Below are 13190 nucleotides of genomic sequence, written 5' to 3' on the forward strand. Positions count from 1 at the left end.
GGTACGCGACGGCTGCCGTCCGGCGAGCGTGCCGCAACGTGGTCAAAGACGCCCGTACCTGCCAAGATGTCCGGGTGCCGACGCCGACCCACCTCGCGAACCCGCGTCACGGGAACGGCTGAGCCGTGCATCTTCCGGAACGCCGCGCGGGGCAGGTGCGCATCGGGGTCGCGCTGCAGATCCCGCCGCCGTACTCGACCTGGCTGCAGGGAGTGCGCGCCCGGCTGCGTGACCCGATGGCGCACGCGGTCCCGCCCCACGTCACGCTCCTGCCGCCGACGGTGGTCGAGTCGGGACAGATGGACCGCGTCACCGAGCACCTGGCGAGGATCGCGGCACGCACCACGCCGTTCGTCATGGCGTTGCGAGGTGCCGGCACGTTCCGCCCGGTCAGCCCCGTGGTCTTCGTCAACGTGGTGCGCGGGGCGGACCGCTGCGAGGCGCTGCAGCGCGAGGTGCGCACGGGCCCGCTCGCCCAGGACCTGCGGTTCCCGTACCACCCGCACGTCACGGTGGCCCACGACCTCGACGAGGGCTCCCTCGACGCGGCCATGGATCTGGTGGGGGACTTCGAGGCCACGTACGCGCAGGGCAGCATGCGCCTGTACGAGCACGGCGACGACGGCGTCTGGCGCACCGTCGCGCGCCTCGTGCTCGCTGGCTCCCGGGTCGAGGACCCCGTGGCCCGACCGTGAACCGGACCGGCTCGGCCCGCCAGTTCTCGTAGGGTTGGGGTCATGCCGCCGAACCCTCCCGAGCCGCTGCACGCCATCGTCCCCGCCGGCGGGGCGGGCACCCGGCTGTGGCCGCTCTCGCGCCGCAGCGCGCCGAAGTTCCTCCTCGACCTGACCGGCTCGGGCCGCACGCTGCTGCAGCAGACCCACGACCGGCTGCGCCCCCTCACCGAGGGCGGCGGCGTCGTCGTGGTCACCGGTACCGCCCACGCCCCCGCGGTGCTGGACCAGCTGCCCGACGTCGGCGAGGAGAACCTGCTCGCCGAGCCGAGCCCGCGCGACTCCATGGCGGCCATCGCGCTCGCGGCCGCTGTCGTGCGCCGGCGCCACGGTGACGTGGTGGTCGGCTCGTTCGCCGCGGACCACGTCATCGCCGACCAGGCGGCGTTCGAGCGGGCGGTGCGCGAGGCCGTCACCGTGGCGCGCGCCGGGTACGTGGTCACGATCGGCATCGAGGCCGACCACCCGTCCACCGCCTTCGGCTACGTCCGCTCCGGCGACCCGGTCGCGCGCGCGGACGGCACCGCGGCGCCCACCGCCCGCCACGTCCTCGGCTTCACCGAGAAGCCCGACGCCGCGACCGCCGCCGAGTACCTCGCGACGGGGGAGTACCGCTGGAACGCGGGGATGTTCGTGGTGCGCGCGGACGTCCTCCTCGACCACCTGGCCGTCCAGCGGCCCGAGCTGCGCGCCGGGATCGACGAGATCGCCGACGCCTGGGACACCCCCGCCCGGAAGGCGGTGCTGGACCGGGTCTGGCCGACGCTGGAGAAGGTCGCCATCGACCACGCGATCGCCGAGCCGGTCGCCGCGGAGGGCGGGGTCGCCGTCGTCCCCGCGGCCATGGGCTGGGACGACATCGGGGACTTCGCCAGCCTGGCCGGTCTCGTCCCCGCCGGCGCGGACGGCGTCCGGGTGCTGGGGGAGCGCGGCCTGGTGGTGGCCGACGACGCCGAGGGGGGCCTCGTCGTTCCCGGCGCCGGACGCACGGTGGCGGTGCTCGGCGTGCCGGGCCTCGTCGTCGTCGACACCCCGGACGCGCTGCTGATCACCACGCGCGAGCACGCCCAGCGGGTCAAGGGCGTGGTCGAGAGCCTCGGCGAGGGGCGCGAGCACCTCCGGTGACGGGGCGCCTTTCCCGCGCGACCGGGTCGGGTGCGCGCCCGGGCGGGCCCGGTGGGGGCCCGGCACCGGGCGCTGCGGGCGGTCCGACGGCGGACTAGGGTCGAGTCCGTGCGACCCGTCCCAGCCCCGACCGGCTCGGCCGTCGCCCGGCGCGTCAACACGATCGTCGCCGGGCTCGAGCCGGACCTCATCGCCGCGCGCCAGCACCTCCACGCCCATCCCGAGCCGGCGTGGATGGAGCACGAGACGACCGCGTACGTCGCCGAGCGGCTGCGCGCCGCCGGCCTCGAGCCGCGCGCGCTCAAGGGCAGCGGGCTGGTCGTCAACATCGGCGCGGACCCCCGTGCGCGCGGCCGCCGCCGCATCGGCCTGCGCGGCGACCTCGACGCCCTGCCGCTGACCGAGACCTCGGGACTGCCGTTCGCCTCGACCCGGGACGGGTACGCCCACGCCTGCGGGCACGACATCCACACCACCGCCCTGCTCGGCGCCGCCCTCACGCTCAAGCAGCTCGACGACGCCGGGCAGCTGCCGGTCGGCGTGCGCTGCATCTTCCAGCCCGCCGAGGAGGTGCAGCCCGGCGGGGCCGTCTCGGCGATCGACCAGGGCGCCCTGGACGGCGTGGACCAGATCTACGCGCTGCACTGCGACCCGAAGGTGGCCGTGGGCCAGGTCGGCTCCCGGATCGGCGCGATCACCGCGGCCTCGGACACGGTCACCGTCACCGTCAGCTCGGACGGCGGCCACACCTCCCGGCCGCACCTGACCGGCGACGTCGTCTTCGCGCTCGGCCAGCTCATCACCACGCTGCCCGCCGTCCTCGGTCGTCGCATGGACCCCCGGGCCGGCGTCAACCTGACCTGGGGCGCCGTCCACGCGGGCAAGGCGGCCAACGCGATCCCGGCGACGGGGTCGGTGACCGGCACGATCCGGTGCCTCGACTCCCGCGAGTGGCACCGCGCGGCGAAGATCGTCCAGGAGTCCGTGGACCACGTGGTGGCGCCCTACGACGTCGAGGTCTCCCTCAGCTACGCCCGGGGCATCCCGCCGGTGGTCAACGAGGAGCGGGCGGTGCGCGTGGTCGACGCGGCCGTCAAGGACGTCATCGGCCCCGACGCCGTCGTCCTGACGGAGCAGTCGCTCGGCGGCGAGGACTTCGCCTGGTACCTCACCCGGGTGCCCGGGGCGCTCGTCCGGCTGGGCACGCGCACGCCCGGCGGGCCCTCGTACGACCTGCATCGCGGCGACATCGTCTTCGACGAGCGCGCCATCGCGATCGGCGCCCGGGTCCTGGTGCGCACGGCGCTGCTCGCCGGCGACGGCCAGATCGGGGAGGGAGCGCGGACCACGGCCGAGGCCACGGCGGCCGCGTCCTGACCCGGACGATCTCCGCCGAGGGGCGCGGGGAGATAATCGGGGCGGTGACGCCCGGAAACCGGGACTTTCGGCCCGGGCGGGGCCCGGGGCGGTTGTCCGCCCGTGAAACATTTCGGTAACGCTTTTCCCGAAGATCTCACGATGTGGCTCGTCGGGCGGGTGGGGCGGGTTAATGTCGGCTCTGTTGACCGCCGATCCAGGACCGCGCGGACGGGTGCTCTCCCTGAAGAGCGTGCGACCCGCCTCCACGGGCCTCGGCCCCACACATGCAGGAGATACGCGTGAAGAAGAGCATCTACGCGACGGCGCTTGCTGCGACCGCCGCCCTCGCGCTCGCGGCCTGTGGCGCAGCGCCCGAGGACGAGCCCGCCGGCAACGCCAACGGTGGCGACGGCACCAGCGCAGCCGGGGGGGACAACGCCGACTTCCTCGCGTGCGTCGTCTCCGACCAGGGCGGCTGGGACGACCAGTCGTTCAACCAGTCCGCGTACGAGGGCCTCCAGGCCGCCGTCGAGGAGCTCGGCATCGAGCAGGCCGACGCCGAGTCGCAGGCCGACTCCGACTACGGCCCGAACGTCGACTCGATGGTCCAGCAGGGCTGCGACCTGACCATCGGTGTCGGCTTCCTCCTCGAGGACCCCATCCAGCAGGCCGCCGAGGCGAACCCGGACACGAACTTCGCCCTCATCGACTCGGCGTTCTCCGGCCCGGACTTCGCTCCGGTCGAGCTCGAGAACGCCAAGCCGATCCTCTTCAACACGGCCGAGGCCTCCTACCTCGCCGGCTACGTCGCCGCGGGCACCACCAAGACCGGCACGGTCGCCACCTTCGGCGGCCTGCAGATCCCGTCCGTGTCCATCTTCATGGACGGCTTCGCCGACGGCGTCGCGAAGTACAACGAGGACAACGGTGCGGACGTCCAGCTCCTCGGCTGGGACAAGGAGGCCCAGAACGGCTCCTTCACCGGTGACTTCGAGAACCAGGCGAACGGCCAGACACTGACCGAGCAGTTCATCGCCCAGGGCGCGGACATCGTCATGCCGGTCGCCGGCCCGGTGGGTCTCGGCGCCGCGGCGGCCGCCCAGGCCGCGGGCGACGTGATGATCGTCGGCGTCGACTCCGACTGGTACGAGTCCACCGAGTACGGCGCGATCGTGCTGACCTCCGTGGTCAAGCAGATCGGCCAGGCGGTCCAGGACACCATCACCGAGTCCGTCGAGGGCGAGTTCACCAACGAGCCGTACGTCGGCACGCTGGAGAACGAGGGCGTGGGCCTGGCGCCGTTCCACGACTTCGACGCCGAGGTCCCGCAGGAGGTCAAGGACGCGGTCGCGCAGCTGCAGGAGCAGATCATCTCGGGCGAGATCACCGTGGAGACGCCGAACGCCCCGTGACCCGCTGATCGCACATGCACTGTGACGGCCCGGCCCTGGCGGCCGGGCCGTCACACGCTCGCCCGGTACCGTGACGACGCGGTACCTGAATCGAACGGCGGCTGCCGAACCGGATGGAGCCCAGGGACGTGAAGCTAGAACTGCGCGGGATCACCAAGGCCTTCGGGCCGCTGGTCGCGAACGATCACATCGACCTGGTGGTCGAGCCGGGTGAGATCCACGCCCTCCTCGGTGAGAACGGGGCCGGCAAGAGCACGCTCATGAACGTGCTCTACGGCCTGTACACCCCCGACGACGGGCAGATCCTCCTCGACGACAGGCCCGTCACGTTCTCCGGCCCGGGCGACGCCGTCGCCGCCGGCATCGGCATGGTCCACCAGCACTTCATGCTGGTCCCGGTCTTCACCGTGGCCGAGTCGCTCGCCCTGGGCTACGAGCCTGTCGGCGCGGCCGGGCTCATCAAGGTCGACGAGGCCCGGCGCCGGGTGAAGGAGATCTCGGACCGCTTCGGCTTCGACGTCGACCCCGACGCCTACATCGAGAACCTGCCCGTGGGCGCGCAGCAGCGGGTGGAGATCATCAAGGCCCTCTCCCGCGACGCGGAGGTGCTCATCCTCGACGAGCCCACGGCGGTCCTGACCCCCCAGGAGACCGACGAGCTCATCGAGATCATGCGTCAGCTCAAGGCGAGCGGCACCTCGATCGTCTTCATCACCCACAAGCTGCGCGAGGTCCGCGCCGTCGCCGACCGCATCACCGTCATCCGCCGGGGCAAGGTCGTCGGCGAGGCGAGACCCACGTCGTCCGAGACCGAGCTGGCCTCGATGATGGTCGGCCGCTCCGTGAACCTCGGCGTGGACAAGGCGCCCGCGCAGGGGGGCGAGGAGTCGTTCGTCGTCTCCGGCCTCACCGTGCTCGACCCCGCCGGTAAGACGATGGTCGACCGGGTCAGCTTCGCCGTGCGCCGCGGCGAGATCCTCGCCGTCGCCGGCGTGCAGGGCAACGGCCAGACCGAGCTGACCGAGACGATCCTCGGGCTCACGGAACCGGTGTCCGGCTCCATCACCCTCGACGGCGAGGAGCTCACCGGCCGGACGGTCAAGGAGCGGCTGCGCGCCGGCGTCGGGTTCGTGCCGGAGGACCGGTCCACGGACGGCATCATCTCGTCCTTCTCCGTGGCGGAGAACCTCGTCCTCGACCTCTACGACACCGAGCCCTTCGCGTCCGGGCTGGCGATGAGCCCGGCGGTGGTCCGCGAGAACGCCGAGAAGCGCGCCCGTGAGTTCGACGTCCGGCTCACCTCGACCGCGGACCCGATCTCCACCCTCTCCGGCGGCAACCAGCAGAAGGTCGTCATCGCCCGCGAGATGTCCCGCCCGCTGCGGGTCCTCGTCGCCTCCCAGCCCACGCGCGGCCTGGACGTCGGCTCCATCGAGTTCATGCACAAGCGCATCGTCGAGGAGCGGGACCGGGGGACCCCGGTCGTCATCGTCTCCACCGAGCTCGACGAGGTCCTCGCCCTGGCCGACCGCATCGCCGTGATGTACCGCGGCCAGATCGTGGGCATCGTCGACGGCGGCACGGACCGTGACGTGCTCGGCCTCATGATGGCCGGCGTCCCCCTCGAGGAGGCGCAGGTGCAGGCCGCCGAGCACAAGACCACCCTGGCCGCGGCCGACGCCGTCGCCGAGCAGGAGGGAACGTCGTGACCGACCCCGTCAACGAGAACCCGCAGCCCGCGGCCCAGCCCGGCGACGTGGTCGCGCAGGGCGAGCAGGTGCCGGCTCCCGAGGGGACCCCGGGCTCCGCGGTCCGCGGCGGGCCCGGCGGTGAGACGCGCACCGGGCAGTTCTTCCGCGACCTGCTCTCCGGCACGTGGCTGGTGTCGGTCCTCGCCGTCGTCGTCGCCCTCGTGATCGGCGGTGTGCTCATCGCGCTGGCCGACGCACGGGTGCAGGAGACCGCGACCTACCTCTTCGCCCGGCCCGCCGACTTCTTCTCGGCCGTCTGGGACACCGTCTACGGCGCGTACCGGGCCATGTTCCGCGGCGCGATCTACGACTTCCGGGCCGAGACCTTCAGCCGGGCCGTCCGGCCGCTGACGGAGACCCTTGTCTTCTCCGTGCCGCTCATCCTGGCGGGCCTCGGGCTGGCCGTCGGCTTCCGCGCCGGCCTGTTCAACATCGGCGCCCAGGGGCAGATCGTCCTCGGCGGCATCTTCGGCGCGTTCATCGGCTTCACCTTCGACCTCCCGGTCGTGCTGCACGTGACGCTCGCCGCGATCGGGGCCGCCCTCGGCGGCGCCATCTGGGCCGGCATCGCCGGTTTCCTCAAGGCCCGCACCGGCGCCAACGAGGTGATCGTGACGATCATGCTCAACAACATCGCCGTCTACCTGGTCGCCTACCTCCTGACGACCCAGGCGTTCCGGCTCCCGAACTCGCCGTTCCCGAAGTCCCCGGACATCCCCTCGGACTCGGCCGCCTACCCGCTGCTGCTCGGGCCCAGCTTCCGGCTCCACGCCGGGTTCCTGGTGGCGATCGCGGCGACGTTCTTCGTGTGGTGGCTCCTCGAGCGCTCGACCATCGGCTTCGAGATCCGTGCGGCGGGCTCGAACCCGAACGCCTCGCGCACGGCCGGCATCTCGGTCAACCGCGTCGTGGTGCTGACCATGGTGATCTCCGGCGCCCTGTGCGGGCTCGCCGGGTCGGCCCAGGTGCTCGGCACCGAGCGCGCCCTGACCGCTGGCGTGGCCGCCAGCTACGGGTTCGACGCCATCACGGTGGCCCTGCTCGGCCGGTCCCGGCCGGTCGGCACGTTCCTCGCCGGCCTGCTTTTCGGCGCCCTGCGCGCGGGCGGCGTGCTCATGCAGTCGACCACCCAGACCCCGATCGACATCATCCTCGTGGTGCAGTCGATCATCGTTCTTCTCATCGCCGCGCCGCCCCTGGTGCGCGCGATCTTCCGGCTCCCCGCCCCGGGGGCCCGCCCGCGGGGTGCGCGCACCCCGGTCGTGAAGGAGGCGGCGGCATGAGTACCGCGATCACCGAGCAGGCCCGGCCGCAGGAGCGCACCGACGTCGTCCTCAAGCCCATCAGCTGGCGCTGGCCCATCCTTTACGGCGTGCTGACGCTCGCCGCGCTGCTGCTCTTCACCCTCCTGCCGCGCCTCGAGGGCGAGACCATCTACCAGGTGTCCCGCGGCAGCGACTTCGTCCAGATCCCCAACTTCGCGGTGCCCGCGGCGCTGACCAACTGGCTGCTGGTGGCCGTGATGACCGTCCTGACGGTCCTCGCCGGCTGGCTCACGAGGAGCCGGCGCGACGTGCTCAGATGGATCCCCGTTCTCTTCGGCATCGCCTTCGTCCTGACGTTCCTCACCTACGTGGGCGCCGGCCGCTCGACGGTCATCCCGGTGACCACCCTGCTCTCCGGCGCCCTGGCGCTGTCCGTCCCGCTCGTCTTCGGGGCCCTGTGCGGCGTGGTCTGCGAGCGCTCGGGCATCGTCAACATCGCCATCGAGGGACAGCTGCTGAGCGGCGCCTTCCTGGCCGCGGTGGTGGGCTCGCTGACCTCCAGCGCCTATCTCGGCATGATCGCGGCGCCGATCGCCGGCGCCCTCGTCGGGATGCTGCTGGTCTTCTTCGCGGTGCGGTACTGGGTGGACCAGATCATCGTCGGCGTCGTCCTCAACGTGCTGGTGGTCGGCGTGACGAGCTTCCTGTTCTCCACGGTGCTCACCGAGGACAAGGCCACCTGGAACGCCAACCAGCGACTCCCCGAGCTGCCCATCCCGCTGCTCTCCGAGATCCCCGTGATCGGTCCCGTGCTCTTCCGGCAGACGCTGCTCGTCTACATCATGTACGCGGTCGTGGTGCTGCTGCAGATCTTCGTCTTCCGCAGCCGCTGGGGCCTGCGCATGCGCGCCGTCGGCGAGCACCCGAAGGCCGCGGACACGGTCGGCATCAAGGTGAACCGCACGCGCGTGGTCAACACGATCTTCGGCGGTGCGATCGCCGGCCTGGGCGGCGCGTTCTTCACCGTCGGCTCCGGGCTGGCGTTCGGCAAGGAGATGTCCGCCGGGCAGGGCTACATCGCCCTGGCGGCGATGATCCTCGGCAAGTGGAACCCCACGGGCGCGGTGGCCGCGGCGCTGCTGTTCGGCTTCTCCAAGAACCTCGGGAACGTGCTGTCGACCATCGGCTCGACCGTGCCGTCCGAGTTCCTGCTGATGCTGCCCTACGCCGTGACGATCTTCGCGGTCGCCGGCCTCGTCGGCCGGGTGCGGGCGCCCGCCGCGGAGAACATCCCCTACATCAAGTGAGCGGAGATCCGTCCATGGGCACCATCACCGACGACGCCACCTGGGCCCTGCTGCGGGACCTCGCCACCGAGGCCATGACACGGGCGTACGCCCCTTACTCGCGCTACCCGGTGGGAGCGGCGGCGCTGGTGGAGGACGGGCGCACCGTCTCCGGGTGCAACGTGGAGAACGCCGCCCTCGGCGTCACCCTGTGCGCGGAGTGCGGGCTGGTCTCCGAGCTCGTCCGCTCGGGCGGCGGTCGCCTGGTCGCGTTCACGTGCGTCGACGGCGACGGCAGCATCCTCGTCCCGTGCGGGCGGTGCCGCCAGCTCCTCTGGGAGCACGGCGGCCCCGAGCTCGAGCTCCTGATGCCGGCCGGGGTGCGCACGCTGGCCGAGGTCCTGCCCGACGCGTTCGGGCCGGCCTACCTGAACCGGTCCCGCCCACCTGGAGAGAACGCATGACTGAGCCTTTCGACGCCGTCGACGTCATCCGCGCCAAGCGCGACCGCGAGGAGCTGAGCGGGGAGCAGATCGACTGGGTCATCGACGCGTACACGCGCGGCGTGGTCGCCGAGGAGCAGATGAGCGCCCTCGCAATGGCGATCTTCCTGAACGGCATGGGACGGGCGGAGATCGCCCGGTGGACCGACGCGATGATCCGCTCCGGGGAGCGGATGGACTTCTCCGCCCTCTCGCGCCCGACGTCGGACAAGCACTCCACCGGCGGGGTGGGCGACAAGATCACCCTGCCGCTGGCTCCGCTCGTCGCGGTGTTCGGCGTCGCTGTGCCCCAGCTGTCCGGACGCGGCCTGGGCCACACCGGCGGCACGCTGGACAAGCTCGAGGCCATCCCGGGCTGGCGGGCGGCGCTGTCGAACGAGGAGGTGCTCGCCCAGCTCGAGGACGTCGGTGCCGTGATCTGCGCCGCCGGTTCCGGGCTCGCCCCTGCCGACAAGAAGCTCTACGCGTTGCGGGACACCACCTCGACGGTGGAGTCCATCCCGCTCATCGCCTCCTCGATCATGAGCAAGAAGATCGCCGAGGGCACCGGTTCCCTCGTCCTCGACGTGAAGGTCGGCTCCGGCGCGTTCATGAAGGACCTCGACCGGGCCCGCCAGCTCGCGGAGACGATGGTGGCGCTCGGCACCGACGCGGGGGTGCGCACGGTGGCCCTGCTCACCGACATGTCCACCCCGCTCGGCCTCACCGTCGGCAACGCCCTGGAGGTCCGCGAGTCCGTGGAGGTCCTCGCCGGCGGCGGGCCCTCCGACGTCGTCGAGCTGACCGTCGCCCTGGCGCGCGAGATGCTCGCCGGCGCGGGGCGGGACGACGTCGATCCCGAGGCCGCGCTCAAGGACGGGCGCGCCATGGACGTCTGGCGCAGGATGATCGCCGCGCAGGACGGCGACCCCGACGCCCCGCTGCCCGTGGCCGAGCACACCGAGGACGTCGTCGCCGAGGCCGACGGGGTGCTGACGGGGCTCGACGCCTACGACGTCGGCGTCGCCTCCTGGCGGCTCGGCGCCGGGCGTGCCCGCAAGGAGGACCCGGTCCAGGCAGTCGCCGGGATCGAGATCCATGCCAAGCCGGGGGAGCGCGTCCGGGCCGGGCAGAAGCTGCTCACCCTGCACACCGCGACCCCGGAGAGGTTCACCCGCGCCAAGGAGGCGCTCGCCGGGGCCGTCACCATCGAGCCGGACGGCGCCGCCGAGGATCGCTCGATCGTGCTCGACAAGGTGACCGCCTGAGGGAGCGAACGGGCGGTGCGGGGTTGCCGTGCCCGCGCGGCCGGGTTGCCGGCCGCCGGGGGCGTCCGACACTCGGCCCGACTGGCCGCCCTTGACGTCCTACCCCCGGTCGCCGGCCGCCGGCACCTGCGGCACCCTGTCGTCCATGACCTTCCCCGGCTGGCGGCACCTGCACCTCGGCACCGTCCTGGGCCGCCTCGCCCGTCCACCGGCTGCCCGTCCATCGGCTGCCCGTCCGCCGGCCGCCCGTCCGCTGGCCGCTCCGCTGCAGGTGAGCCGCCACGACGGTCCTGCAGGCTCCGCCGGGCCCGGTCGCGAGGATGGCTCTGCGCGTCCTCGCGCACCCCGGGCCGCGGCCCGCACCCCTCGGCCCGTGCGACCCCAGCTCGTCACGCTCGGCGGCGCGCCGGCCCGGCAGAGCGACCCGACGACCTGCGGCTCGACCGTCCTGCTCATGCTCGCCGCGACCGGCGACCCGTTGCTCGCCGCCTGGCTCGAGGACGGCGCCATCCCAGGCGAGCTGCCTCCGCACCGGCTCCCGCCCGAGATCCCGCCCGGTCCCCAGGCCGCCGACGCCGCCGGCCGGATGGCCGCGGCGCAGCGCCACATCAAGGAGCGCACTGGCGCTCACGCCCTCGGGCCCCTGCGCTGGCCGGGTGCGCTCGGCACCCCGCCCTGGACCGCCGCCCGCGAGGCCCGGTTCCCCGGTGTGCGGTACCGGGCCGTCCCCGTCGACGACGCCTCCCCGGCCGGCGCCGCGCTGCTCTCGGAGGTCCACGCAGCCACCCTCGAGGGCGTTCCGGTGCCGCTGTACGCCGGCGGAGACCTCGGTGGTGGCGTCGCGGCTGCCGTCCCGCGGCACGTGGTGCTCGCCGTCCCGCCGCCGCCGGACGCCCCCCACCGCGGCCACGACGGCGAGGGCGACCCCGTCCTCCACGTGTACGAGCCCTCCGGCGGGCGGGTGCACCAGGTCCGGACGGCCGAGCTGCTCGGGCGGACCACGCCGCACCCCGCGCTGGGCGGCTGGACCCACGTGTGCTGGGTGCTGCTGCCCCGCCCCGCACGGGTCTCCGACTCCCTTGCGCCGCCCAGTCCCGCGCGGCAGGCTGGGCAGACGATTCCGTGACCGTTCGAGGAGGAGCAATGAGCGAGCAGCCCGACAGCACCGCCATCGAGCTGGACCCGGAGACCCTGGCGGAGGACCACCTCGTCACCGAGGACCCGGCCGACCTGCCCGAGGAGTACGAGCCCGACCCTGACCTCGTCTCGGCCACGCGCGAGGCCGACCACGCGGACGTCGCTGAGCAGCTCACCGAGGTGCCCGGCATGGACGAGGAGGGCGACGAGGGCGAGGCCGCGGAGGAGTTCTAGCTACCGGGTGCCCCGCCGCCTCCCCACGGGCGGCGGGGCACCGGGCGTCCGGCGTCCCGCCGACGCTCGTCCTGCCCGTACGGTGTCTCCCACCGTGCGTGGCCCCCAAGCAGGTGGAGGAACGATGACGTTGCAGACGGCCGCCCTGGCGCCGGCCGCCAGGGCCGTGCAGGTGCTCGGCACCGACCTGACCGAGAAGAGCCTGCGCCTGCATCTCGAGGGGTTGCCGGGCGTGGACGCGGTCGGGCTGGACCAGCGGGCCGCCGGGCTGGGGACGCGGTCAATCAAGACGACCTCGAAGGCGTGGGCCCTCGACAGGGTCATCTCCCTCATCGACCTGACCACCCTCGAGGGCGCCGACACTCCCGGGAAGGTGCGCTCCCTCGTCGCCAAGGCGGTGAACCCCGATCCCTCCGACCCGTCCACGCCCCACCCCGCGGCAGTGTGCGTCTACGGCGACATGGTCCCGGCCGCCGTCGAGGCCCTCGGCCCGTTGAAGGGACTGGACGCCGGCGGGATCAACGTGGCCGCCGTCGCGACCGCCTTTCCCAGCGGGCGCGCCTCGCGCGAGGTCAAGCTCGCGGACACCGCCGACGCCGTCGCCGCGGGCGCCGACGAGATCGACATGGTCATCGACCGGGGGGCGTTCCTCTCGGGGCGCTACGGGAAGGTCTTCGACGAGATCGTCGCCGTCAAGGAGGCCTGCCGGCGCCCGGACGGCACGTACGCGCACCTCAAGGTCATCCTCGAGACCGGGGAGCTGGCGACCTACGACAACGTCCGGCGCGCCTCCTGGCTGGCGATCCTCGCGGGCGGCGACTTCATCAAGACCTCCACCGGGAAGGTGTCGCCCGCGGCGACACTCCCGGTCACGTTGCTGATGCTGCAGGTGGTACGCGACTGGCACCGGCTCACCGGCGAGAGGATCGGCGTCAAGCCCGCCGGCGGGATCCGCACCTCCAAGGACGCCATCAAGTACGTGGTCACTGTCGCCGAGACAGTGGGGGAGCAGTGGCTCGACCCGCACCTGTTCCGGTTCGGCGCCTCGAGCCTGCTCAACGACGTCCTGCTCCAGCGCCAGCGCGTCACCACCGGCCACTACTCCGGCCCCGACTACGTCACGATCGACTGAGGTCA

12 protein-coding genes are annotated in these 13190 nt (G+C 72.9%); all 12 read left to right on the forward strand.

Annotated features, from left to right (window positions below; all coding sequences use genetic code 11):
- Nucleotides 1–125 precede the first annotated feature (125 nt).
- The 12 genes from KZX45_RS05510 (at nt 126) to deoC (ending at nt 13185) form a co-directional block, all read left to right on the forward strand.
- Nucleotides 126–695 carry a 2'-5' RNA ligase family protein gene (locus tag KZX45_RS05510; protein WP_248256689.1) on the forward strand — a complete coding sequence of 190 codons (570 nt, stop codon included), beginning with the start codon at nt 126–128 and terminating at the stop codon, nt 693–695.
- A gap of 42 nt (nt 696–737) precedes the next feature.
- The gene (locus KZX45_RS05515) at nt 738–1859 is read left to right on the forward strand and encodes a mannose-1-phosphate guanylyltransferase (protein WP_248256690.1); all 1122 of its coding nucleotides are present in this window, start codon (nt 738–740) and stop codon (nt 1857–1859) included.
- Between the two features lie 108 nt (nt 1860–1967).
- Nucleotides 1968–3236, forward strand: a complete 1269-nt coding sequence (locus KZX45_RS05520) for an amidohydrolase (RefSeq protein WP_248256691.1) — start codon at nt 1968–1970, stop codon at nt 3234–3236.
- A gap of 281 nt (nt 3237–3517) precedes the next feature.
- Nucleotides 3518–4630 (forward strand): BMP family ABC transporter substrate-binding protein, encoded by a 1113-nt coding sequence (locus tag KZX45_RS05525; RefSeq protein WP_248256692.1) that lies wholly within the window; start codon nt 3518–3520, stop codon nt 4628–4630.
- A gap of 128 nt (nt 4631–4758) precedes the next feature.
- Nucleotides 4759–6339, forward strand: coding sequence for an ABC transporter ATP-binding protein (locus KZX45_RS05530; protein ID WP_248256693.1), 1581 nt, complete (start codon nt 4759–4761; stop codon nt 6337–6339).
- The gene (locus KZX45_RS05535) at nt 6336–7664 is read left to right on the forward strand and encodes an ABC transporter permease (protein WP_248256694.1); all 1329 of its coding nucleotides are present in this window, start codon (nt 6336–6338) and stop codon (nt 7662–7664) included. Before KZX45_RS05530 ends, KZX45_RS05535 begins: the two co-directional genes overlap by 4 nt.
- Nucleotides 7661–8953 carry an ABC transporter permease gene (locus tag KZX45_RS05540; RefSeq protein ID WP_248256695.1) on the forward strand — a complete coding sequence of 431 codons (1293 nt, stop codon included), beginning with the start codon at nt 7661–7663 and terminating at the stop codon, nt 8951–8953. Before KZX45_RS05535 ends, KZX45_RS05540 begins: the two co-directional genes overlap by 4 nt.
- A gap of 14 nt (nt 8954–8967) precedes the next feature.
- Nucleotides 8968–9396 carry a cytidine deaminase gene (locus KZX45_RS05545; protein ID WP_248256696.1) on the forward strand — a complete coding sequence of 143 codons (429 nt, stop codon included), beginning with the start codon at nt 8968–8970 and terminating at the stop codon, nt 9394–9396.
- Nucleotides 9393–10682 carry a thymidine phosphorylase gene (locus KZX45_RS05550; protein ID WP_248256697.1) on the forward strand — a complete coding sequence of 430 codons (1290 nt, stop codon included), beginning with the start codon at nt 9393–9395 and terminating at the stop codon, nt 10680–10682. The genes KZX45_RS05545 and KZX45_RS05550 overlap by 4 nt, the downstream gene beginning before the upstream one ends.
- A 373-nt stretch (nt 10683–11055) precedes the next feature.
- Complete coding sequence (locus KZX45_RS05555) at nt 11056–11808, forward strand: hypothetical protein (protein ID WP_248256698.1); 753 nt, start codon at nt 11056–11058, stop codon at nt 11806–11808.
- A 17-nt stretch (nt 11809–11825) separates the two neighbouring features.
- Nucleotides 11826–12053 (forward strand): hypothetical protein, encoded by a 228-nt coding sequence (locus KZX45_RS05560; protein WP_248256699.1) that lies wholly within the window; start codon nt 11826–11828, stop codon nt 12051–12053.
- Between the two features lie 124 nt (nt 12054–12177).
- The gene (gene deoC, locus KZX45_RS05565) at nt 12178–13185 is read left to right on the forward strand and encodes a deoxyribose-phosphate aldolase (protein ID WP_248256700.1); all 1008 of its coding nucleotides are present in this window, start codon (nt 12178–12180) and stop codon (nt 13183–13185) included.
- The last annotated feature ends 5 nt before the right edge of the window (nt 13186–13190 follow it).

Source organism: Georgenia sp. EYE_87 (assembly GCF_023148685.1).
GTDB lineage: Bacteria > Actinomycetota > Actinomycetes > Actinomycetales > Actinomycetaceae > Georgenia.